21 protein-coding genes and 1 riboswitch are annotated in these 21,525 nt (G+C 71.8%); of the genes, 12 read left to right on the top strand and 9 right to left on the bottom strand.

Going from position 1 to position 21,525, the window contains the following annotated elements; translation table 11 throughout:
• Positions 1 to 99: 99 nt before the first annotated feature.
• The 4 genes from ABZ928_RS33715 (at position 100) to ABZ928_RS33700 (ending at position 6,531) form a co-directional block, all read left to right on the top strand.
• Positions 100 to 3,801 (top strand): CHAT domain-containing protein, encoded by a 3,702-nt coding sequence (locus ABZ928_RS33715; RefSeq protein ID WP_361527315.1) that lies wholly within the window; start codon positions 100 to 102, stop codon positions 3,799 to 3,801.
• A 28-nt stretch (positions 3,802 to 3,829) separates the two neighbouring features.
• On the top strand, positions 3,830 to 4,186 hold the full coding sequence (locus ABZ928_RS33710; protein ID WP_361527313.1) for a hypothetical protein: 357 nt from the start codon (positions 3,830 to 3,832) through the stop codon (positions 4,184 to 4,186).
• 10 nt (positions 4,187 to 4,196) lie between these two features.
• Positions 4,197 to 5,459, top strand: a complete 1,263-nt coding sequence (locus tag ABZ928_RS33705) for a hypothetical protein (protein WP_361527311.1) — start codon at positions 4,197 to 4,199, stop codon at positions 5,457 to 5,459.
• A 76-nt stretch (positions 5,460 to 5,535) separates the two neighbouring features.
• Entirely contained in the window at positions 5,536 to 6,531 is a 996-nt protein-coding gene (locus ABZ928_RS33700) for a 2-hydroxyacid dehydrogenase (RefSeq protein WP_361527309.1), read from the top strand.
• Here ABZ928_RS33700 and ABZ928_RS33695 read toward each other — a convergent pair.
• Together ABZ928_RS33695 and ABZ928_RS33690 are read right to left on the bottom strand one after the other, a co-directional pair.
• Positions 6,483 to 8,372, bottom strand: a complete 1,890-nt coding sequence (locus tag ABZ928_RS33695; RefSeq protein ID WP_361527307.1) for an anthranilate synthase family protein — start codon at positions 8,370 to 8,372, stop codon at positions 6,483 to 6,485. The genes ABZ928_RS33700 and ABZ928_RS33695 overlap by 49 nt on opposite strands.
• 93 nt (positions 8,373 to 8,465) lie before the next feature.
• Positions 8,466 to 8,534: a trp operon leader peptide gene (locus tag ABZ928_RS33690; RefSeq protein WP_361527407.1), complete on the bottom strand. Its 69-nt coding sequence runs from the start codon at positions 8,532 to 8,534 to the stop codon at positions 8,466 to 8,468.
• A 96-nt stretch (positions 8,535 to 8,630) separates the two neighbouring features.
• Here ABZ928_RS33690 and ABZ928_RS33685 point away from each other — a divergent pair, with 96 nt between their 5' ends.
• On the top strand, positions 8,631 to 9,983 hold the full coding sequence (locus ABZ928_RS33685) for a class II 3-deoxy-7-phosphoheptulonate synthase (protein WP_361527305.1): 1,353 nt from the start codon (positions 8,631 to 8,633) through the stop codon (positions 9,981 to 9,983).
• 150 nt (positions 9,984 to 10,133) lie between these two features.
• Positions 10,134 to 10,367 (top strand): (2Fe-2S)-binding protein, encoded by a 234-nt coding sequence (locus tag ABZ928_RS33680; RefSeq protein ID WP_353696267.1) that lies wholly within the window; start codon positions 10,134 to 10,136, stop codon positions 10,365 to 10,367.
• 10 nt (positions 10,368 to 10,377) lie between these two features.
• Here the strand turns inward: ABZ928_RS33680 and bfr are convergent, their stop codons facing one another.
• Positions 10,378 to 10,857, bottom strand: coding sequence for a bacterioferritin (gene bfr, locus ABZ928_RS33675; protein ID WP_361527303.1), 480 nt, complete (start codon positions 10,855 to 10,857; stop codon positions 10,378 to 10,380).
• A 175-nt stretch (positions 10,858 to 11,032) separates the two neighbouring features.
• Here bfr and ABZ928_RS33670 point away from each other — a divergent pair, with 175 nt between their 5' ends.
• Positions 11,033 to 11,665 carry a sulfite oxidase-like oxidoreductase gene (locus tag ABZ928_RS33670; protein ID WP_361527301.1) on the top strand — a complete coding sequence of 211 codons (633 nt, stop codon included), beginning with the start codon at positions 11,033 to 11,035 and terminating at the stop codon, positions 11,663 to 11,665.
• A gap of 25 nt (positions 11,666 to 11,690) precedes the next feature.
• On the opposite strand, the gene ABZ928_RS33665 is transcribed toward ABZ928_RS33670, so the two are convergent.
• The 6 genes from ABZ928_RS33665 to thiO form a co-directional block, all read right to left on the bottom strand.
• Positions 11,691 to 12,200 (bottom strand): DUF4396 domain-containing protein, encoded by a 510-nt coding sequence (locus ABZ928_RS33665; protein ID WP_361527299.1) that lies wholly within the window; start codon positions 12,198 to 12,200, stop codon positions 11,691 to 11,693.
• Positions 12,201 to 12,276: 76 nt separating this feature from the next.
• Positions 12,277 to 13,137, bottom strand: coding sequence for a deoxyribonuclease IV (locus tag ABZ928_RS33660; RefSeq protein ID WP_361527297.1), 861 nt, complete (start codon positions 13,135 to 13,137; stop codon positions 12,277 to 12,279).
• A 37-nt stretch (positions 13,138 to 13,174) separates the two neighbouring features.
• Positions 13,175 to 15,106: a Stk1 family PASTA domain-containing Ser/Thr kinase gene (gene pknB / locus ABZ928_RS33655; protein ID WP_361527295.1), complete on the bottom strand. Its 1,932-nt coding sequence runs from the start codon at positions 15,104 to 15,106 to the stop codon at positions 13,175 to 13,177.
• 118 nt (positions 15,107 to 15,224) lie between these two features.
• On the bottom strand, positions 15,225 to 16,061 hold the full coding sequence (locus ABZ928_RS33650) for a thiazole synthase (protein ID WP_361527293.1): 837 nt from the start codon (positions 16,059 to 16,061) through the stop codon (positions 15,225 to 15,227).
• A 3-nt stretch (positions 16,062 to 16,064) separates the two neighbouring features.
• On the bottom strand, positions 16,065 to 16,265 hold the full coding sequence (gene thiS / locus ABZ928_RS33645) for a sulfur carrier protein ThiS (protein WP_361527291.1): 201 nt from the start codon (positions 16,263 to 16,265) through the stop codon (positions 16,065 to 16,067).
• On the bottom strand, positions 16,262 to 17,428 hold the full coding sequence (thiO, locus tag ABZ928_RS33640; protein WP_361527289.1) for a glycine oxidase ThiO: 1,167 nt from the start codon (positions 17,426 to 17,428) through the stop codon (positions 16,262 to 16,264). Before thiO ends, thiS begins: the two co-directional genes overlap by 4 nt.
• Positions 17,426 to 17,537: riboswitch (TPP riboswitch) on the bottom strand. It overlaps the preceding gene by 3 nt.
• Before the next feature lie 52 nt (positions 17,538 to 17,589).
• On the opposite strand from thiO, the gene ABZ928_RS33635 reads away from it, so the two are divergent.
• From ABZ928_RS33635 to metF, 5 genes are all read left to right on the top strand, one after another.
• Positions 17,590 to 17,970: a hypothetical protein gene (locus ABZ928_RS33635; RefSeq protein ID WP_361527287.1), complete on the top strand. Its 381-nt coding sequence runs from the start codon at positions 17,590 to 17,592 to the stop codon at positions 17,968 to 17,970.
• A gap of 89 nt (positions 17,971 to 18,059) precedes the next feature.
• A complete protein-coding gene (locus ABZ928_RS33630) occupies positions 18,060 to 19,223 on the top strand; it encodes an FAD-dependent oxidoreductase (protein ID WP_361527405.1) in 1,164 nt (387 codons plus the stop codon).
• Between the two features lie 77 nt (positions 19,224 to 19,300).
• Positions 19,301 to 19,672, top strand: a complete 372-nt coding sequence (locus ABZ928_RS33625) for an Rv2175c family DNA-binding protein (RefSeq protein ID WP_361527285.1) — start codon at positions 19,301 to 19,303, stop codon at positions 19,670 to 19,672.
• 136 nt (positions 19,673 to 19,808) lie between these two features.
• On the top strand, positions 19,809 to 20,456 hold the full coding sequence (gene thiE / locus ABZ928_RS33620; protein ID WP_361527283.1) for a thiamine phosphate synthase: 648 nt from the start codon (positions 19,809 to 19,811) through the stop codon (positions 20,454 to 20,456).
• A gap of 129 nt (positions 20,457 to 20,585) precedes the next feature.
• Positions 20,586 to 21,509, top strand: a complete 924-nt coding sequence (gene metF, locus ABZ928_RS33615) for a methylenetetrahydrofolate reductase [NAD(P)H] (RefSeq protein ID WP_361527281.1) — start codon at positions 20,586 to 20,588, stop codon at positions 21,507 to 21,509.
• Positions 21,510 to 21,525 lie beyond the last annotated feature (16 nt).

Below are 21,525 nucleotides of genomic sequence, written 5' to 3'. Positions count from 1 at the left end.
GGGGACAACTTCCCTCTCCGTGGCTCGAGTTGTACCGCACCTGAGCGCCGCCCCGGTTAACGTGGCGGCGTTCGGCGCATGTGTCACGGGGGAGGCGTGATGGTCGGGTGGTTCAGCGGGCGGGAGTTGCGGGCGCTGCTGGAGCGGCATCAGGAGGAACTCGCCGGGGTCTGGCCCGCCGTACGGGACGGCGGGGTGCCGCTCGCGCCCTCACCGTGGCAGGCGACCGGGCTCGCCGGACTGTTCCGGGCGGCGGGGCGGTCGGTCGACGCCCGTGGCGAGCGGGGCGGTCATCCGCCCGAGCACGCCGTGGTGCTGCTGGCCCTCGCCCTGCTGCACCGGATACAGCCCGCGGCCACCCCTCCCGACCTGCGCCCCCTGGTCGACCCGGCCGCACCCCTCGACGCGGAGACGGTCAACGCGCTCGGCGGCATGACCACCCGCTTCCTCGACCACGCCCGGGACGAGGGCGTGCCCCAGCACCTCCGCCGCTGGTGCCTCGATGTCGCCCTCCTCTGCGGCACCCGCTGTCTGGCCGGTTCCGCGCCCGCCGACCCCCGCCGGGCCGCGATGCACCAACTCCTCTCGCACATCGCGGAGTTACGGTTCCAGACCACCGGCGACCCGGCCGACGAGGAGACGGCGATCGCGCACGCCCGCGCCGCCTACGAGCACCGCACCCCCGGTACGCCGGGTGCCGACATGGCCGCGCGGCTCGCCCAGTTGCTGGGGGAGCGCTGCTCCCGGCTGCGGGACGCCTCGCCCATGGGTGACGCGCCCGCCCTCGTCCGCACCGCCCTCGCCGCCGTGGACCCCGCGAGCGTCGAGTGGCTGGCGTACGCCATGACCGCCGGGAGTGCCTTCGTCACCGCCACCGTCCATGAGCTGAAGGACGTCCGACTGCTCGACGAGGCACTGGAGTTGCAGCGCGCGATCCGCGAGCACCCGCACTACGGCCGGGTCGAGGACAGCATGGGTCCGGTCACCGCGGGCCTGCTGGCCCAGCGCTTCGCCCGGCGGCGCGACCCGGAGATCCTCGCCGAGGCGATCGAGGCCTACGAGGAGCTGTACGCCGTCCGGCCGCCGAAGTACGCCGCCGACCTCGGCCGGCACCTCCAGTACCGCTACCAGCTGCACGGCGACAGCGCCGACCGGCGGCGCGCCCTCGACCTCCTGCGCGAGGGCCTGTCGGGGCCGGACACCTCGCGCGAGGCGGTGGGCTCGTACGGCACCGCCACCATGCACGAGTACCGCGAGACCGGCGACACCGGGGCGATCGCCCGCGCCCTGGCCGTAGTGACCCCGCTGACCGCCCCGGGCGGCGCGCACGCCGAGGACTCCCAGGCCCTGCGCGCGCTCTGCCAGCTGCACATCGCCCGCATGGAGGGCGAGACCGCACCCGACTACGGCCCCGCCGAGGAGGCCGCCCGCCGCACCTTCGCCCATGCCCGCTCCGCCGCCGAACGGGCCCTGGCGCTCTCGGTGCTGGCCACCGTGCTCGTGCACCGCTACCGGTTCGGCCATGAACTCGCCGTGCTCGACGAGGCGGTGGCCTGCTGCCGCGAGGGCTTCGACGCGCTCGCCGACGACGCGGACATCGAGACCGTCAACGCCGTGCGCGGCAGCCTGATCATGGCCCTCGCCGAACGCCACACCCGCACCGGCCACCTCGCCTCGCTGAGGGAGGCGATCGCCGTGGGAGAGGAACTCGCCGCCCACACACCGGAGTACGAGGCCGAGACCCCGGTGATCCTGGGCAACGTCGCCACCCTGCTCGCCGACCACGCCCGCCGGACCGGGGACGCCGACCGGCTCGACCGGGCACGGCGGCTGGCCGAGAACGCCCTCGCCACCACCCAGCCCGGCCACCACATGCGGCACAGCCTGGTCAGCGCGCTCGGCAGCGTCCTCCTCGCCCGCTTCCGGCTGCCCGGAGCCGGGACCGAGGACGCCGAGACCGCCGTACGCCACTACGAGACCGCCCTGCTCGACCCGCCCGCCGACCCGCTGCGGCGCGCCGATCTCTACGGCAACCTGTCGCACGCCCTGCGCGAGCGGTACCGGTTCGGCGGTGACCGGGAGGATCTCGACATCGCGCTGGCGGCCGCCCGCAAGTGCGTACGGCTGGTGCCGCCCCGGCATCCGCTGCGCGGTGGCGCGCTGGGGGCCGTGTCCTGGGCGTTGCAGGACATCGCCCGCGCGGACAAGGGCTTCGACGCCATCCGTGACCAGGCGCTCGACGTCAACGCCGAACTGGCCGCCGACCCGGCCCAGCCCCCGGTGTACCGCCTCGCGGCCTCGGCGCAGCTGGCGCGGGTGGCCCACGCCGTCGGCGACGAGGAGCGGGCGCTGGCCGCCGTACGGGACGCGGTCGACAGGCTGCCGCTGGTGGTGTGGCGCGGGGTCGACCGCTCCGACCAGGAACAGACGCTCAGCGACGGGGAGTTCGGGTCCTTCGCGGCGGAGGTCGCGCTGGCCGCCGGGAAACCCCGGGAGGCGCTGGAGCTGTTGGAGGCGACCCGTGGCGTCCTCGCCGCCCAGGCCCTCGAACTGCGCACCGACGCCGAGGACCTGACCGCGGCGGAGCCCGGACTCGCCGCCCGTTTCACCGAGGTGCGCCGCGAGCTGGAGAGCGCCGCCGACGACCTGTCCGCGTCCGGCGCCGACCGCCGCCACCGGCTGGCCCGTGAATGGCAGGAGACCCTCGACGCGATCCGCGCCCGTGACGGTTTCCAGGACTTCCTGCGGCCGCCCGGGGCCGGGCAGTTGCTGTCCGCCGGTGACCGCGGACCGATCGTCGTGCTCACCGTCGGCAGGGAGGGCACCGGCCACGCCCTGCTCCTCGACGGCACCGACGTACGGGTCTGCCCGCTGCCCGGTCTCACCCACGCCGAGGCCAGGGAGCGCGGCGAACTGCTCTTCCAGGCGGTCGCCGCGGCGGGCCGCTCGGGGCTGGCCCGCGCCTTCGCCGAGCAGTCCGTCGGAGACCTCCTGGAGTGGCTGTGGACCACGATCGCGGAACCGGTCCTGACCGCCCTCGGCATCACCGGCCCGCCCGCCCCCGGCCAGGAGCCGCCCCGCCTGTGGTGGTGCCCCTCAGGACCGCTCACCTTCCTCCCACTGCACGCCGCCGGCGCCGTCCCCGACCGGGTCGTCTCCTCCTACACCCCGAGCCTCACGGCCCTCCTGCGGTCCCGGAGCCGCGCGGTGCCCGCCGACCGGGCGCCGCTCATCGTCGCCGTACCGGAGACCCCGGGGCAGGCCCCGCTCCCGGGCGCCCTGCGGGAGGCCGAGCTGGCACACCGGGCGGTGGGCGGCACGCTGCTGCGCGGGGACGCGGCGAGCGCCGAGGCCGTACGCTCCGCGCTCGCTGGCCACTCCTGGGCGCACTTCGCGTGCCACGGCGTACAGGACCCCCAACAGCCGTCGGAGGGACGGCTGTTGCTGCCCGACGGCACACTCTCGGTCCTCGACATGACCCGACTCCACCTGCCCGACGCCGAGTTCGCGTATCTCTCCGCCTGCGAGACGGCGGTCGGTGGCGCCCGGCTGCCCGACGAGGCGCTGCACCTCGCCGGGTCCCTCCAACTCGCGGGCTTCTCCCAGGTGATCGGCACGCTGTGGCGAGCGGACGACGAGGCGTCGGCGGAGATCGCGGCGGGCGTCTACGGCGAGTTGGCGGCCGCCGGACCGGGGGCGCCGCCCGCCGCGGTGGCCCTGCACCACGCGGTACGGCGACTGCGTGCGCGGTGCCCTGAACTGCCGTTGAGCTGGGCGGCACATGTGCACTCAGGGGCGTGAGAGGAGCGCGGGGTCCTACGATCGGGCCATGACCTCTGCGAACGACGACACCTCGCTGAGCACCGTGCACGCCGATTTCTGCCGGGAGTTGGCGATCCTGCGGCTGCTGAGCGGGCCTCGGCGAGCCGCCCTGGAACAGGCGGTACGGCGACTGCGCGAGGGCGCGGACTTCGCCGAGGTGTTCGGCTCGCTCGACGTCAGGGTCACCGCCCCGCTGACCGGCCGGGCGGCCCCGCCCCCGGTCGCCGCTCCGGGCCCGCCCGTCCCCGGCCGCTACCTCTGCCCGGTCGGCGTCTGCCACCGGGACGAGCAGCGGTACGCGGGGGAGGGGCCGCCCGAGTGCCTGGTGCACGAGCGGGTGCTGACCTTCGTGCCGGACGCGTGAGGAGCGGACGGTGACGGGGTTCCTCGCCGAGCTGGGCCGGAAGCTGGCCGAGCGCTGGTTCACACTGCTGGTCCTGCCGGGCCTCGCCTACCTCCTGATCGCAGCGACCGCCGTAAAACTCGGCCAGGCCCACTGGAACGACTGGCACGCCCTCTGGGACGGCTTCACCGCCCTCACCGAGGGCACCCCCGACCACCAGAACAGCCTGGCCGCCCGAGCCGCCCTCCTGATCCTCGCCGCGATCCCCCTCTCCGCCGCGGTGGGCGCCCTGGCGCAAGCCTTGGCCGCCCCGGTCGAACGCGCCCTGTGCGGCCCATGGCCCGGCCCCTTCGCACCCCTGTCAAGCCGCCTCACGACCCACCGCGAAACCCTCTGGAACACCGCTGACCTCGCCCACCGCCGCCAGAACGCCCTCGCTGACGCGGCCGCCCGCAGACACCTCACCCTGACCCAGACGGCCCGCCAGGCGGAGAGAGAGGCTGCGCGGGCCGGGGCGGCGGGGTCGCCGTCGACCGGTGCGGTCCAGCCCGCCGGTGCTGACGCGGGTGAGGGTGTATCCGGTGCGGCTCAGCCCGCCGGCCCTGACGCGGCCCGCGCAGGCCGCCCCAGCGGGGTCCGGGCAGACCTGCCCGACGCCACGCGGTCCGCCCGCTCCAGCGCCGCCCCCGACTCCGCCGCGGCGGGCCTTGCTCCCGGCGCCGCCCAGCCCACTACCCCCGCGTCCTCCACCCACCTCGCCGCCGCCCAGGCCGCCCAAGCCGCCCGCGCCCGAGCCGCCCGCTACGCCGACATAGCCGCCCACCACACCGGCTCCGCCGCCGCCCAAGCCGCCCGGCGCAACGCGCTCTCGCTGATCCGGCCCGAGCACCCCACCCACCTCGGTGACCGGCTCCGCGCCCCGGCGGTTCGGCTGGGGGCCGAGTACGGCATCGATCTCGCGACCGTGTGGCCCCGGCTCTGGCTGCTGCTCCCCGCGTCCACCCGGGACACGCTCACCGCGACGCGGGCCCGGCTGGATGCCGCGTTCGCGTTGGGCGGGTGGGCGGTGCTGTATCTGCCGCTCGCCCTGTGCTGGTGGCCCGCCGGGCTGATCGCCCTGGTCACCGCCCTCGTCTCCCGGCGTCGTGCCGCGCTCGCCGCCGAGGCGTACGCCGAGCTCGTCGAGGCCGCCGTAGATCTGCACCTCGACCGGCTGCACAGCCGCCTCGCCGAACCGCGCCCGTCCCCGCAGCAGGGCCGCGCGCTGACGGAACGGCTCCGCAGAGGTCTCTGAGGTCACTGAGGTCTCTGAGCGGAGCCCGGCCGGTCGCCGTATATTCGGCGCATACCCCACCAGAACGGGAGCGGTCATGGAGATCCTGGCCTTCGGTGTCCAGGCGGACGAGAAGCCCCTGATCGAGCGGGCCTTCCAGGGGCACCACGAGGTCCGCTGCCTGGACGTGTTCCTCAACGAGGACACCGCGCCCATCGCGGCCGGGTACGAGGTCGTCTCCACCAGCGTCAACGCCGAGCTGGGCGCCCGTGTCCTGGAGGTGCTCACGGCGGGCGGCACGCGGATGATCGCCCAGCGTTCCACCGGGTTCAACAACATCGACCTCAAGGTCGCCGAACGGCTCGGCATGACGGTCGCCCGGGTGTCGTACTACTCGCCGTACTCCGTCGCCGAGTTCGCGTGGACCCTCGCCATGGCCGTCAACCGCCGTATCGTCCGCGCCTCCACCCGCACCCGCGACTTCGACTTCCGCCTCGACGGCCTGATGGGCCGCGACCTGCACGGCCGCACCGCCGGAATCCTCGGCACCGGCAAGATCGGCGAGGCCTTCGCCCGGATCGCCCACGGCTTCGGCATGCGCCTGCTCGGCTGGGACGTCGCCGAGAACCCCGCCTGCATGGAACTCGGCATGAAGTACGTCCCCAAGGAACAGCTCCTCGCCGACTCCGACCTGGTCACCCTGCACGTCCCGCTGATGCCCGAGACCAGGCACCTCATCGACGCCGACGCCCTGAAGGTGATGAAGGACGACGCGATCCTCGTCAACTCCAGCCGCGGCGGCCTCGTCGACACCACCGCCCTCGTCGACGAACTCCGCGCGGGCCGCTTCGCCGGCGTCGGCCTCGACGTCTACGAGGCCGAGGCGGGCCTGTTCTTCCTCGACAAGTCACTCGAAGCCATCGAGGACGACACCCTGGCCCGCCTCGTCACCTTCCCGAACGTCCTGGTCACGTCCCACCAGGCGTACTACACGGAGGACGCCGTCGGCCAGATCGTCGACGCCACCGTGCGCAACGTCCTCGACTACAAGGCCGGCCGCCGCTCCGAGAACGTGCTCGTGCCCCGCAGCTGACCCACCAACTCCCGTACGACAGCGACCCCGTTGAGCGTGAGGACCGACTCCGGGTGGAACTGCACCCCCGCGAACCCGGGCCCCCGCAGCGCGTGCACCTCACCCGACGCACTCCGGCTCACCTCCACCTCGTGCGCCGCCAGCTCCGCCGCCGTCTCGTCGTCGCACTGCGCCACGAAGCTGTTGTAGAACCCGACGGTCTCCGACCGCCCGAACAGGTCGACCGTCGTCTGCGCCCCCTGGTACGGCACTTCCTTCCGTACGATGTCCAGCCCCAGCTCGGCGGCGATCAGCTCGTGTCCGAGGCAGACGCCGAGCACGCCGTGCCGGTTCTCTCGGATGACCCGGGCGGTCAGCTCCCGCAGGAAGCCCATCTTGGGGTCGGTCAGATCGGAGGGATCGCCCGGGCCGGGGCCCAGGACCACCACTCCTTCGTGGGTGAGGACCGCCTCCCGCAGCCCCGGCTCGTCGTAGCGCCGGACGGTCACCTCAAGACCGCTCGACCGCAGCACGTGCGCGAGCATCGCCGTGAAGGTGTCCTCCCCGTCGACGACCAGGGCATGGCCGCTCAGCTCCGCGCCCTTCCTGGGCGCTTCCTGCATCCGCAGCCAGAACGGCGCGAGGGACGACCGGCGCCCGTCCAGCGCGGCACGCACGCGTGGGTCGTCCGAAAGACGCGGCCGTACGGACTCCTCGGGCGCCCTTCCCGGACGTACCCCCAGCGCCGCCAGCACCCCGGCCGCCTTCGCATGCGTCTCGGCGACCTCGCTCGCCGGATCCGAGCCACGGACGAGGGTCGCGCCGACCGGAACCCGCAGCCGGCCGTCGTCGGAGATGTCGGCGGTGCGGATCAGGATGGGGGAGTCCAGGGTCTGCGCCCCGCCGGAATCCCGCCCCAGCAGCGCCAGCGCACCCGCGTAGTACCCGCGCCCCCCGACCTCGTGCCGCTCGATGACCCGGCAGGCGTTCTGGACCGGCGAGCCGGTGACGGTCGCCGCGAACATGGTCTCCTTCAGCACCTCCCGCACATCCAGCGAGGACTTCCCGCGCAACTCGTACTCCGTGTGCGCGAGATGCGCCATCTCCTTCAGCCGCGGCCCGACGACGACCCCGCCCATGTCGCCGACGGTGCACATCATCTTGAGCTCCTCGTCGACGACCATCGACAGCTCCTCGATCTCCTTGCCGTCGGCGAGGAACTCCAGCAGATGCTCCGGGGTCGGCCCCTCGGCGGGATAGCGGTACGTCCCGCTGATCGGGTTCATCACGACCGTGCCGCCGGACATCCGCACATGCACCTCGGGGCTCGCCCCGACCAGCGTCCGCTCGCCGGTGTGCACGACGAACGTCCAGTACGCGCCCCGCTCGCCCACCAGCAGCCGCCGGAACAGCGCGAGGGCGTCCTCGCGGGAGAACCCCGGGATCTCCCCCTCGTACGTCCGCCGGATCACGAAGTTCGCGCCCTCGCCCTGCCCGATCTCCTCGCGCAGCACCCGCCCGACGATCTCCCCGTACTCCTCGTCGTCGACGTCGAAGCCCCCGCCCTCCACGCGTACCTCCCGCGCCGGGAGCTGCCGCAGCGCCTCGGCGAGCGGGATGGCGTACGACTCCTCGGGCGTGAGGAAGGCCAGCGGTGTGCCGTCGTCCCTTACGTCGAAGCCGCGCTCGCGGATCTGCCGGAACGGCAGCAGGGCGAGGCCCTCGTCGGGGAGGTCGGCGAGCCGGTCGTACGTGGTGACCGGGCCGACGAGCAGCTCGACGGTCTGCTCGTCATGGCTCGGCGTGCGTCGGCGCAGCAGGGCGAACGGGCGGGAATCGTCGAGCAGGTCGAGCAGACGCATGGGTCCGTGTCCTTGTCATTGGGAGGAGACGGACCCCGGAAACACCGAAGGCCGCCCCTCGGGCGGCCTTCGCGAAGTCTTGCGTACGCGCAGTCAGTGGGCCGCCGGATGAGCGGTCCACCACCAGTTCTGGGTCGTGTTCTGGGTAGAAAGCGCGAACATGCGAGGCACCTTACCTCACGCGCACCTGAGCATGGGTGCGTCTCACCTGTCGAGCCGTGCGAAAACGACGCGACACGACCCCGTAATGTTGAGGGCGTGACCGTGAACGCTAAGACCAGCGCGAGCGCTGGCAACACCTGGCGAGACCTGCCCGCGGCGCAGCAGCCCGAGTACCCCGACCTTGAGGCTCTGCGCGCAGTCGTTGCGGACCTCGAGTCGTATCCGCCGCTCGTCTTCGCGGGCGAGTGCGATCAGCTGCGCGCCCGGATGGCGGCCGTCGCCAAGGGAGAGGCGTTCCTCCTCCAGGGCGGCGACTGCGCCGAGGCCTTCGACGCGGTGTCGGCCGACCACATCCGCAACAAGCTCAAGACCCTGCTCCAGATGGGCGCCGTGCTGACGTACGCCGCGTCCGTGCCCGTGGTGAAGGTGGGCCGCATCGCCGGCCAGTACTCCAAGCCGCGCTCCAAGAACACCGAGACCCGCGACGGCGTGACCCTGCCGACGTACCGCGGCGACTCGGTCAACGGCTTCGACTTCAACGAGGCCGCCCGCGTCCCGGACCCCGAGCGCCTCAAGCGGATGTACAACGCCTCCGCCTCCACGCTCAACCTGGTCCGCGCCTTCACCACCGGCGGCTACGCCGACCTGCGCCAGGTGCACGCCTGGAACCAGGACTTCGTGAAGTCGTCCCCGTCCGGGCAGCGCTACGAGCAGCTCGCGCGGGAGATCGACAACGCGCTGAACTTCATGCGGGCCTGCGGCACCGACCCGGAGGAGTTCAAGACCGTCGAGTTCTACGCCTCCCACGAGGCGCTGCTCCTCGACTACGAGTCGGCGCTCACCCGCGTGGACTCCCGCACCGGTCAGCTGTACGACGTCTCCGGCCACATGGTGTGGATCGGTGAGCGCACCCGGCAGCTGGACGGCGCGCACATCGAGTTCGCCTCCAAGATCCGCAACCCGATCGGGATCAAGCTGGGCCCGACGACGACGGCCGAGGACGCGCTCCAGTACATCGAGCGCCTCGACCCGGACCGCGAGCCGGGCCGTCTCACCTTCATCGTGCGGATGGGAGCGGACAAGGTCCGCGACAAGCTGCCCGAGCTGGTCGAGAAGGTCACCGCTTCCGGCGCGACGGTGGCCTGGGTGACGGACCCGATGCACGGCAACACCTTCGAGGCCGCCTCGGGTCACAAGACCCGCCGCTTCGACGACGTGCTAGACGAGGTCAAGGGCTTCTTCGAGGTCCACAAGGGCCTCGGCACCCACCCGGGCGGCATCCACGTGGAGCTCACCGGTGACGATGTCACCGAGTGCGTGGGCGGCGGCGACGAGATCTTCGTCGACGATCTGCACCAGCGCTACGAGACGGCCTGCGACCCGCGCCTGAACCGCAGCCAGTCGCTTGACCTGGCGTTCCTCGTCGCGGAGATGTACAGGGACCAGTAAGGGTTTCGCCTGTTACAGGGGCATGGAGTGGGGCGCGGATCACATACGATCCGCGCCCCACTCCACTTTTATGGTTCCTGTATGACGGGTAAGGTTAGGTTAGCCTCACCGATCAACGGGGACGGCACGACCTATCAATCCCGTCGGGAGGTGACCCGCGTGTACGTCTGCAGTTGCTTCGGGGTCACCGAGCAGCAGGTGAAGAAGCACGCGGAGGACGGTGCCTGCACCCCCCGCCAGATAGCCTCCGCCTGCAAGGCGGGAACGGACTGCGGGTCGTGTGTACGCCGCATTCAGGCGATCCTGGGCCGAGGCGCCTGTCCCCGGCGTGAGCTCGCCGATCAGGGGCAGCCGGTCCTCGCCGAACTGGACGAGGCGGCCTGACTCCGGCCGCTCAGCTCTCCGGCTGCTCGATCAGCTGGGCGATGTAGAGCGCCTCACCGAGCTTCTCCAGAAGCTCCAGCTGGGTGTCGAGGTAGTCGATGTGGTGCTCCTCGTCCTCGAGGATCGACTCGAAGATGTTCGCGGACGTGACGTCACCCTTGGCGCGCATCACCTCGATACCGCGCTTGAGGCGGTCGATCGCCTCGACCTCGATCTGCCGGTCGGCCTCGAACATCTCCTTGACCGTCTGCCCGACCCGGACATGGAACAGCCGCTGGTAGTTCGGCAGCCCTTCCAGGAACAGGATCCGGTCGGTGAGCACCTCGGCGTGCTTCATCTCGTCGAACGACTCGTGCCGCGTGTACTTCGCGAGCTTCGTCCAGCCGAAGTTCTCCTGCATCTTCGCGTGCAGGAAGTACTGGTTGATCGCGGTGAGCTCGCCGGTGAGCTGCTCGTTGAGGAATTCGATGACCTCGGGGTCGCCCTGCATCGCAGAGGCTCCTTCCGATTCGGGGAACTGGCAGGTTGCGCCGCATCCTTGCACCGGGTTCGAAGATCGTCCAGTAAGTCTTCACTTAGTAAGTAAGTGCATGCTTAGTCCAGTTTGAGGCGATTTGATGTCTGGTTGGTCAGGTGCACCGCCCCGGGTCTGTCAGGATGGAGTCATGGGTCAGCCGGTGGAACGCGAGTCAGGAGAAGCGGCACACTCCGAGCTTCCGCCGGGGCAGCGAGTGCAGCGCGGCTGGCCGGTCACGCACTACGGGCCGGTCCCCAAGTTCCGCCCCGAACGCTGGGAGTTCCGCGTCTTCGGCGCCACCGCGGACGGCGAGAAGCGCTGCTGGACCCACGAGGAGTTCACGGCCCTGCCGCACACCACCGTGGTGGCCGATCTGCACTGCGTCACGAAGTTCAGCATGCTCGGCGCGGAGTGGGGCGGGGTCCCCGCCCGGACCATCCTGGAGACCGCTCCGCCCGCCCCGGACGTCACCCATGTGATGGTGTGGGCCGAGTACGGATTCAGCTCCAACCTGCGCCTTGAGGACTTCGCCTCCGAGCGCACGATCTTCGCCACCCACAAGGACGGCGAACTGCTGACCGCGGAGCACGGCTTCCCGCTCCGGCTGGTCGTCCCCCATCTGTACGCCTGGAAGGGGCCCAAATGGGTCCGGGGCGTCGAGTACATGACCGCCGACCGTCGCGGGTTCTGGGAGGAGCGCGGCTATCACAACGTCGGCGACCCCTGGAAGGAGCAGCGCTACTCCTACCAGGAGGGGCCGGGGGACGGGCCCGAGCTGTAGCGGTTCCCGTCAGGGGTGCTCGGGCTCAGTGGTGGTACTGGTGGACCACGGCGTGGCCCTTGCCGCGGCCGATCATCCACTTGTTGACCGGCACCGTGACGATGAAGGCGATGACCAGCGAGATCGCCAGCGAGGCCCAGAACAGGAAGTCGGCGAGTTCCGCGTCCATCGCGTCCGGCCACAGCACGATCACGCCGTTGTCGATCAGCTCCATCACCGCGATCGACAGCGTGTCCGCGGCCAGCGCCACCTTGACCGCTCCCCGCAGGCCGACGCCGGCCTTCAGGACGCCGCGCAGGGTGAGGGAGTAACCGAAGAAGAACGCGAGGACGATCGCCAGGATCGTCGTCGGCACGTTCCCCCAGCCGAGCGCGGTGCCGATGACCATGCCGAGCACCTCGCCGATGGCGCAGCCGGTGAGGCAGTGGAGGGTGGCCTGGACGGCCATGGACCAGCTGCTGCCCATCGGCTGGTGCTGCTCGTGCTGGTGCTCGTCGTGGTGGTGAGCGTGCCCTGTGTGCGCCTCGTGCTGCATGCGTGCCCCCAAAGTCGGATGACGGTTCCTGCTCCGAGCAAGAACCGTATACCCCCAGGGGGTATTCCGTAACGGGTTATCCGTCGCGAAGTTTCTTCAGCCGCTCCACGTCCGCCGCGTGCCCCTCCTTGCCGCCGGGGGTCTCGATGATCAGCGGTACGCCCTCGGTGGCCGGGTGGGTCATCAGCGCCCGGAAGGGGTCCTCGCCGATGTGACCGGCGCCGATGTTCTCGTGCCGGTCCTTGTGGGCGCCGACCACGTCCTTGGAGTCATTGGCGTGGATCAGCTTCAGCCGGCCCTCGCCGACCGTGTCCACCAGGAGGTCGAGGGTCTGGTGCATGCCGGACGGGCCGGTCAGATCGTGCCCGGCCGCGAAGATGTGGCAGGTGTCGAGGCAGATCCCCAGCTTCGGGTGGGCGTCCAGCGCCTCGAAGTACGGCCCGAAGTCCCAGGTCCGCGAGCAGAGCGAGGCACCCTGTCCGGCGGTCGACTCCAGGAGCAGGAACGGGTCGTCGTCGTGGGTCAGCTCATCGAGGAGCGGCAGCATGTGCTCCCGGACCTGCTTCAGCGCCACGGACCGGTCCCGTCCGCCGGTCGCGCTGCCCGTGTGCACGACCACGCCGAGCGCGCCGATCTCCCGCCCGCGCCGCAGCGAATGCCGCAGGCTCTCCACCGACTTCTCCACGGTCGCCTCGGTGTGCGAGCCGAAGTTGATCAGATACGGGGCGTGGACGTACGCCGGGATCGACTCCGCCGCGCACGCCGCGCGGAACTCCTCGTCCTGCCGCGGGTTGCCCACGGGCGTGGCCCAGCCGCGCGGGTTGGCGACGAAGACCTGCACGGTCTCGGCCTTGAGGTCACGGGCGTAGGACAGGCCGACGGAGTTCAGACCGCCGGCCACGGGGACATGGCCGCCGACGGGGTTGCGCTGAGTCATCACCCTTTCAGGGTGTCATGCGGCGCGGGGTGCCCCGTCAGCGGATCTCGATGGTGATCGTCGACCCCTTGGGGGCCGTGTCCCCGCCGTCCACCGACTGGCTCTTGACCGTGTCGCCGAACAGTCCGAGGATCCCGCGGTCCTCGTCGACCTCGAAACCGGCGGCCTCCAGCTCGGCCTTGGCGTCGTCGACCTTGTCGCCGACCACGTCCGGGACCTCGACCATCTCCGGGCCCTTGGAGATCGTCAGCGTCACGGTGTCGCCCGTGGCGGCCTCGGTGCCCTCCTCCGGGGTCTGCGCGGCGACCTGGCCCTTGTCGAACTCGGAGTTGACCTGTTCGGCGGCGACCTTGACCTTCAGGCCCGCGTCCTCCAGGTCCGCCTTCGCGTCCTCCAGGCTCTCGCCGGTGACGTCCGGGACGTCCACCGGGCTGCCCTTGCTGACGACCAGGGCGACGGCCGTGCCCGAGCGGAGCGTGGTGCCGATCTCCGGGTCGGTCCTGATCACGAAGCCCCTGATGACGTCGTCGCTGAACTCCCGGGTCACCATGCCCGGTTCGAGCCCGTCGTTCTTGAGTCGTTCCTTCGCCTTGTCGAGCCGGAGCCCCTTGATGTCGCCCAGCTTCACGGTCTCGGGACCCTTGGAGACGGTCAGCGTCACCGAGTCGTGGCTGCGGATCCGGGTGCCGACGGCCGGGTCCGAGCTGATGACCTGGCCGCGCTTGTAGGTGTCGCTGTACTCCCGCTTGACCGTGCCGACCTCGAGACCGGCCGCCTCCAGATCCTGCCGGGCCTGCTTCTCGGTCTTCGTCACGAGCGCCGGGACCTTGGTGAACTGGCCGGAGTTGATGTACCAGACGCCGGCGCCGACCCCGAGGATCAGCAGCAGGGCGACGACGATCGCGAGCGGCCCGCGCGGGGGCCCCGAGCGGCGGCGCCGGGGCGGCGGGGGCGGCGGGGTCTCGAACCGGCTCGTGCGGTTGAGCGCGGGCTCGCCGTCGGGCTCGTTGACCGGCAGCGGGCGGGGCACCGTCAGCGAGCGCGGGATCACGCTCGTCCGGTCCTCCGTGTTGTTGTGCTCGGTGGTCAGCGCCTGCGGCGGGACCATGTCCAGCTGGTCGGCGCCGAGCGCGGCGCGCGCCTCGCGGGCCTGCGCGAGCAGCGCCACCGCGTCGTGCGGGCGGACGTCCGGGGTGCGGGCGGTCGCGGAGGCGACCAGCTCGTCGAGCTCGAACGGCAGCCCCGGCACGATCGCCGACGGCGGCGGCACGTCCTCGTGGAGGTGCTTGTAGAGCACGATCGCGGGGGAGTCCCCGTCGTGCGGCTTCTCGCCGGTCAGCATCTCGTACAGCACCACACCGCACGCGTACACGTCGACGCGGGCGTCGGCGGCGCCCGGCTGCTCGATCTGCTCGGGGGCGAGATAGGAGACGGTGCCGAGCACGGCGCCGCTGGTGTTGGTGACGGTGTCGACGGACCGGACCAGCCCGAAGTCGGCGACCTTGACCCGGCCGTCGTCCCCTATCAGGACGTTCTCCGGCTTCATGTCCCGGTGCACGAACCCCGCGCGGTGCGCGGCGCCGAGCGCGGCCAGGACCGGCTCCAGGATGTCGAGCGCGGCCCGCGGTTGCAGCGCGCCCCGGTCGCGCAGCACGTCCCGCAGGGTGCAGCCCGCCACGTACTCCATGGCGAGATAGACGTACGACCCGTCGGTGCCCTGGTCGAAGACCTGCACCACATTGGGGTGGGCGAGCCGGGCGACGGACTTGGCCTCGCGGATGAACCGGTCGACGAAGGTGCCGTCGGCGGCGAGGCCCGGGTGCATCACCTTCAGCGCGAGCACACGGTCGAGGCGGGTGTCCACGGCCCGGTAGACCGTGGCCATCCCGCCGACCGCGATCCGCGCGTCCACGCGATAGCGGCCGTCGAGCACCTGCCCGACCAGAGGGTCCTGAAGGGTCGTATCCACGCAGGTGAGTGTACGAGCCGTGACTGACAGGGCCGGGGGTTCGGGCGAGATCGGGGCGGGACTGAAGCCGTCCTGTGACGGACGTCGCAACGACTTTCGGCCTGTCTCGAACGTGCGTTCAGGGCGAGACGGGCGAGTCGGACGAGTCGGGTGAGCCGGGTCGGAACGCCGGGCGTTCCGGGTCCAGCCGTGCCAACCCCGTGGTGGGGGAGGAGGCTTCGGCGAAGTGCCGCTTGGGGATCCGCCCCGCCCGGTACGCCAGCCGGCCCGCCTCCACCGCGTGCCGCATCGCGTGCGCCATCAGCTCCGGCTCCTGCGCCCGGGTCACCGCCGAGGCGAGCATCACACCCGCGCACCCCAGTTCCATCGCGAGCGCCGCGTCCGACGCCGTACCGGCCCCCGCGTCCAGGATCACCGGCACGCACGCGTGGTCGACGATCAGCTGGAAGTTGTGCGGGTTGCGGATACCGAGCCCGGAGCCGATGGGGGAGCCCAGCGGCATGATCGCCGCACAGCCCGCGTCCTCCAGCTTGCGGGCGAGGACCGGGTCGTCGTTGGTGTACGGCAGCACCGTGAAACCGTCGTCGACCAGGGTCTCGGCGGCGTCCAGGAGCTCGATGGGGTCCGGCAGCAGGGTGCGCTCGTCGGCGATGACCTCCAGCTTGACCAGGTCGGTGCCGAGGGCCTCGCGCGCGAGACGGGCGGTCAGGACGGCCTCCCCGGCGGTGAAACAGCCCGCCGTGTTCGGCAGCACCTGGATGCCCAGCCTGGTCAGCACCGACAGGACGGAACCGTGCACGCTCGGGTCCACGCGCCGCATCGCGACCGTCGTCAGCTCGGTGCCGGACGCGACCAGCGCCCGCTCCAGCACCTCCGGGCTGGGCGCCCCGCCGGTGCCCATGATCAGACGGGACGAGAAGGCCGTACCGCCGAGGAGGAAGGGATCGTCGGCCATGGGTCAGCCTCCTTGGACGGCGGTCAGGACCTCGACGCGGTCCCCCTCGGAGAGGGGCGTCGACGACCACTGTCCGCGCGGGACGACGGTTTCGTTGAGGGCGGCGGCGACTCCGGAGGGGGCCGGGGTGAGGGCGCGCACGACGAGGTCGAGAGCCGTGCCGGGAGCGAACTCGCGCGGCTCTCCGTTGACGGAGATGTTCATGCGGGCTGCTCCGTGAGGCTCTTGGGGCGGGCGAACCGCGCGGGCGTGAACGGGCGGACCTCGTCCGGCAGTTCACCGGTGGTCAGTACGTCGGCCATCGCGTCGCCGGTGACCGGCGTGAGCAGCACGCCGTTGCGGTAGTGGCCGGTGGCCAGCAGCAGGCCCGGCAGTTCGGTCGGGCCGAGCAGCGGCGCGTTGTCCGGCGACCCGGGGCGCAGTCCCGCGCGGGTCTCCGTGAGCGGCAGTTCCGTGATCCCCGGCACCAGCTCGTGGGCGTCGCGCAGCAGCTCGTACACCCCGCCCGCGGTGACCGTGGTGTCCCAGCCCAGTTCCTCGCTGGTCGCGCCGATCACCAGCTCGCCGTTCTCGCGTGGCACCAGATAGACGTGGCTGCCACGGACCACGGCTCGCACGGTCCGGTTCAGGAACGGCGCGTACCGCTGCGGCACGGTCAGCCGCAGCACCTGCCCCTTCACGGGCCGCACGGGCGGCAGTACGTCGTCGGGGACCCCGGCGAGGCGCCCGCTGAGGCTGCCGCCGGCGAGGACGACCTGGCCCGCGCCCAGCCGGGTGCCGTCGGTCGCCGTGATGCCGACGGCGCGGTCCCCGACGACGTTCAGGCGCTCGGCCCAGAGGCGGTGGAAGACCACGCCCGCGTGCTCGCACGCGGCCAGCAGCGCCTTGACCAGCCGCCGGGGGTCGATCTGGTGGTCGCCGTCCACCCGCAGCCCGCCGCGCACCCCCGGCGCGAGCATCGGCTCCAGACGCCGGCAGTCCCGGCCGGACAGCCACTCCGACTCCAGGCCCGACTCCCGCTGGAGGGCGTGCAGTTCGCGCAGATGGGCGCGGTCGTCGGCGTCGAGCGCGACGGCGAGGGTGCCGCAGCGGCGGTAGCCGAGGTCCTGGCCGGTCAGTTCGGTGAGCTCGGCCGCGAACTCCGGATAGCGGCGCGCCGAGGCGAGGTTCAGACCCAGCAGGGTCTGCTCGCCGTAGTGCAGTTCCGTGACGGCGGCCAGCATCCCGGCGGCCACCTGGGCGGCCCCGCCACCCGGTTCGGGATCGACGACGGCCGTGGCGAAACCGCGCTGCGCGGCCCGCCAGGCCGTGACGAGGCCGATGATTCCGCCCCCGACAATGAGGACGTCTGACGTACGTGAGGACATGGGCGTCCAGCCCCTCCCTTCGCCGGCATGACCCGGATCAGGTTCGTACGGTCGGAGGCCGCCAGCCTCCCTCTCAGCCCGGTGCGTCCGGGCTCCCGCGAGTGCTCTACGTTGGCCACCCTAGCCCGACGCCGTATGTCTCAGTAAGGGAGCCTCTCTCGGTGGCACGCTCGCTCGACGGTCTCGTCCTCGCCCCGGTCGCCGACCAGGCCCCAGGTCAGGTGGGTACCCGCACCCGGTTCACGTACCACGAGAAGGACGGCGGGATCTGGGCCGAGTACGCGGGCGGGGACGTCGTACGCGGGCATCTCGTGGGTACCCGGGACGGGGACCGGCTCGACTTCCGGTACGTCCAGCTCAAGCACGACGGGACGACCTCCTCCGGGCACTGTGTGTCCACGGTCGTGGAGCTCGCCGACGGGCGGGTGCGCCTTGAGGAGACCTGGGAGTGGGAGTCGCAGGCGGGACGCGGGACGAGCGTCGTGGAGCAGATCGCGGTGAGCGCTGACGGTGTGGAGCAGGTCACCCCGCACGAGTCCTGACTGACAATTTGTCAGTTGTCTATGGTGATCCGGTGAGCGAGGAGACGGACACGCAGGCGCAGCAGCGGGTGGTCGTGGTCGGCGCGGGCATGGCCGGCGTACAGACCGCGGTCGCGCTGCGCGAACAGGGCTTCACCGGCACCGTGACACTGCTCGGCGCCGAGCCGCATCAGCCGTACGACCGGCCGCCGCTGTCCAAGGCCGTACTGCTCGGCAAGGCCGAGGGCTCCGCCTTCGACGTCGACTTCGAGGCGCTCGGCATCGACCTGGAACTGGGCCGCGAGGTGCTCGGCGTCCACCCCGGCGACCATCGGCTGGACACGGTGGACGGGCCCGTCCCGTACGACGTCCTGGTCCTCGCCACCGGTGCCGAACCGATCCGGCTGGCCGGCGCCGAGGGCGTCCCGGGCGTCCATCTGCTGCGCACCCTCGACGACGCCGAGCGGCTGCGGCCCGTGCTCGCCCGGCAGCACGACATCGTGGTCGTCGGCGCGGGCTGGATCGGCGCCGAGTTCGCCACCGCCGCGCGCGAGGCGGGCTGCGCGGTGACGGTCGTGGAGGCCGCCGACCGGCCGCTCGCGGGCGCGCTGCCCGCGGAGGTGGCCGCGCCGATGACGTCCTGGTACGCCGACGCGGGCGCGGTGTTGCGCACCCACGCGCGCGTGGAGCACATCGAGCCCGGTTCGGTCGTCCTCGACGACGGCACCCGGCTGTCCGCCGACGCCGTCGTGGTCGGCATCGGGGCCCGTCCCGCCACGGCCTGGCTGGCCGGCTCGGGCATCGAACTCGGCGCGCACCGTGAGGTCGTCGCCGACGACCGGCTGCGCACCTCCGTGCCGGACGTCTACGCGGTCGGCGACTGCGCGTCCTTCCCTTCGGGAAGGTACGGCGAGCGGCTCCTGGTCCACCACTGGGACAACGCCCTTCAGGGCCCGCGCACGGTGGCCGCCAACATCATCGGCGAGACGCCCGCGGTCTACGACCCGGTGCCGTACTTCTGGTCCGAGCAGTTCGGCCGCTTCGTCCAGTACGCCGGGCACCACACGACCGCCGACACGGTCCTGTGGCGCGGCGACCCCTCCGGACCGGCCTGGACGGTGTGCTGGCTGCGCGAGAACCGCCTGGCCGCCCTGCTGGCGGTGGGCCGGCCCCGGGACCTGGCACAGGGGCGGCGGCTGATCGAGGCGGGGACGGAGCTGGACCCGGTGCTCCTGGAGGATCCGGCGAGGCCGTTGAAGGCGGCGGTGGCGTAGTCCCGGGGCCGTCTCGTGGTGCCGGGTCGGACCTCCCCGGCTTCCGACTGTCAGTGCGGGATGGCAGGCTTGATGTCGTGACCGAGATTGACGCAAAGACCGATGCTCTCGTACCCGAGTGGCTCACCCTCCCCGACATCGCAGAAATGCTGGACGTCGAGGTGACAAGGGTGCGGCAGCTGGTCAAGGAGGGCCAGCTCATCGCCGTACGCCGTGGTGAGAACCGCGCACTGCACGTCCCCGCCGCCTTCATCGACGGGGCCGAGCAGAAGGTGGTCAAGGGGCTCGCCGGGACCCTGACGCTGCTGAGGGACGACGGCTTCACCGACGAAGAGATGCTGGAGTGGCTCTTCACCCCCGACGACAGCCTCCCCGGCACCCCCGCCCAGGCCCTGAGTGAGAACCGCGGCACGGAGGTGAAGCGCAGGGCCCAGGCCCTGGCCGTCTGACCCCACCCCAGTCCGGTGGCGGGACCGGGACCTGAGCGGGTCCCGGTCCCGTGAACCGACTGTGGTTCACTACCGGGCGTCGTGGGCGGCCGCACCCGCTCGCGGCCGTACGCCATCGACACCGGGGGACACCCGCATGCCCGACAACGCCCGCGCCCACCTCGCCGACGCCCGTGTCTATCTGTGCACGGACGCCCGCAAGCGCCAGGGGGATCTCCCCGAGTTCCTCGACGCCGTGCTGGCCGGCGGGGTCGACATCGTGCAGCTGCGCGACAAGGGCATGGAGGCGGCCGAGGAACTGGAGCACCTGGCGGTGTTCGCCGAGGCCTGCGCCCGGCACGGCAAGCTCCTCGCGGTCAACGACCGGGCCGATGTCGCCCACGCCGCCGGCGCCGGCGTACTGCACCTCGGCCAGGGCGACCTCCCCGTCCCCGCCGCCCGCGCGATCCTCGGCGAGGACGTCCTGATCGGCCGCTCCACGCACGCCGAGCCGGAGGCCGCGGCCGCCGCCGTCCAGGAGGGCGTCGACTACTTCTGCACCGGCCCCTGCTGGCCGACCCCCACCAAGCCCGGCCGCCACGCCCCCGGCCTCGACCTGGTCCGCCACACCGCGGGCCTCGGCACCGACCGTCCGTGGTTCGCCATCGGCGGCATCGACCTGGGCAACCTGGACGAGGTGCTGGAGGCGGGAGCGCGCCGCGTGGTCGTCGTACGGGCCATCACGGAGGCGGACGACCCCGGGGCCGCGGCGGCGGAGTTCGCCAAGCGGCTGCGAGGGCGGTAGCCACGACCGTGGCGCTCGTCCTGATCCGTTTGTCCGTCAAGTGTCCGAGGGGTGGACAACAAGTCGACAAAACGGGCAAATTTCCGTGATCCGGTTGGGTGGCCGCCGCCCCCTGGCTAACCTGCGGGTATGGCCCTAGGAACCGCATCCACCAGGACGGACCGCGCACGCACCGTGCGCGACATGCTCGCCGCGGGCAAGACGACGTACTCGTTCGAGTTCTCGGCGCCGAAGACCCCCAAGGGCGAGCGGAACCTGTGGAGCGCGCTCAGGAGGGTCGAGGCGGTCGCCCCCGACTTCGTCTCCGTGACATACGGAGCCGGCGGTTCCACCCGTGCGGGCACGGTCAAGGAGACCCAGCAGATCGTCGCGGACACCACGCTGACGCCGGTCGCCCACCTCACCGCGGTCAACCACTCCATCGCGGAACTGCGCAACATCATCGGCCAGTACGCCGACGCCGGGATCCGCAACATCCTCGCCGTGCGCGGCGACCCGCCCGGCGACCCCATGGGCGACTGGGTCGCGCACCCGCGCGGTCTGACCTACGCCGCCGAACTCGTCCGGCTCATCAAGGAGTCGGGTGACTTCTGCGTCGGCGTCGCCGCCTTCCCGGAGATGCACCCGCGGTCCGGCGACTGGGACACCGACGTCGCGCACTTCGTCGACAAGTGCCGGGCCGGCGCCGACTACGCCATCACGCAGATGTTCTTCCAACCGGAGTCCTATCTGCGCCTGCGTGACCGGGTCGACACGGCCGGCTGCGCGACCCCCGTCATCCCGGAGATCATGCCGGTGACCAGCGTGCGGATGCTGGAGCGGCTGCCGCAGCTCAGCAACGCGGTCATCCCCTCCGTCCTGAAAGAGCGGATCCTCACAGCAAAAGACGATCCGGCCGCTGTACGCTCCATTGGCATCGAATTCGCCACGGAGTTCTGCGCCCGGCTGCTGGCCGAGGGAGTGCCCGGACTGCACTTCATCACGCTCAACAACTCCACGGCGACGCTGGAAATCTACGAGAACCTGGGCCTGCACCACCCATCGCAGGCCTAGACCGGCCGCACGGATA

The organism is Streptomyces sp. NPDC046909 (genome assembly GCF_040644695.1).
Classification (GTDB): domain Bacteria; phylum Actinomycetota; class Actinomycetes; order Streptomycetales; family Streptomycetaceae; genus Streptomyces.
This window is presented reverse-complemented; position numbering and strand designations above follow the sequence as displayed.

Bases quoted from the DNA above. Each gene is read 5' to 3' on its own strand.
- ABZ928_RS33695 (WP_361527307.1), bottom strand. From the start codon at position 8,372: ATGCGTCTGCTCGACCTGCTCGACGATTCCCGCCCGTTCGCCCTGCTG.
- ABZ928_RS33670 (WP_361527301.1), top strand. From the start codon at position 11,033: ATGGGTCAGCCGGTGGAACGCGAGTCAGGAGAAGCGGCACACTCCGAG.
- bfr (WP_361527303.1), bottom strand. From the start codon at position 10,857: ATGCAGGGCGACCCCGAGGTCATCGAATTCCTCAACGAGCAGCTCACC.
- ABZ928_RS33715 (WP_361527315.1), top strand. From the start codon at position 100: ATGGTCGGGTGGTTCAGCGGGCGGGAGTTGCGGGCGCTGCTGGAGCGG.
- ABZ928_RS33700 (WP_361527309.1), top strand. From the start codon at position 5,536: ATGGAGATCCTGGCCTTCGGTGTCCAGGCGGACGAGAAGCCCCTGATC.
- metF (WP_361527281.1), top strand. From the start codon at position 20,586: ATGGCCCTAGGAACCGCATCCACCAGGACGGACCGCGCACGCACCGTG.
- ABZ928_RS33630 (WP_361527405.1), top strand. From the start codon at position 18,060: ATGGCCGGCGTACAGACCGCGGTCGCGCTGCGCGAACAGGGCTTCACC.
- thiS (WP_361527291.1), bottom strand. From the start codon at position 16,265: ATGAACATCTCCGTCAACGGAGAGCCGCGCGAGTTCGCTCCCGGCACG.
- ABZ928_RS33650 (WP_361527293.1), bottom strand. From the start codon at position 16,061: ATGGCCGACGATCCCTTCCTCCTCGGCGGTACGGCCTTCTCGTCCCGT.
- ABZ928_RS33665 (WP_361527299.1), bottom strand. From the start codon at position 12,200: ATGCAGCACGAGGCGCACACAGGGCACGCTCACCACCACGACGAGCAC.
- ABZ928_RS33660 (WP_361527297.1), bottom strand. From the start codon at position 13,137: ATGACTCAGCGCAACCCCGTCGGCGGCCATGTCCCCGTGGCCGGCGGT.
- ABZ928_RS33710 (WP_361527313.1), top strand. From the start codon at position 3,830: ATGACCTCTGCGAACGACGACACCTCGCTGAGCACCGTGCACGCCGAT.
- thiE (WP_361527283.1), top strand. From the start codon at position 19,809: ATGCCCGACAACGCCCGCGCCCACCTCGCCGACGCCCGTGTCTATCTG.
- thiO (WP_361527289.1), bottom strand. From the start codon at position 17,428: ATGTCCTCACGTACGTCAGACGTCCTCATTGTCGGGGGCGGAATCATC.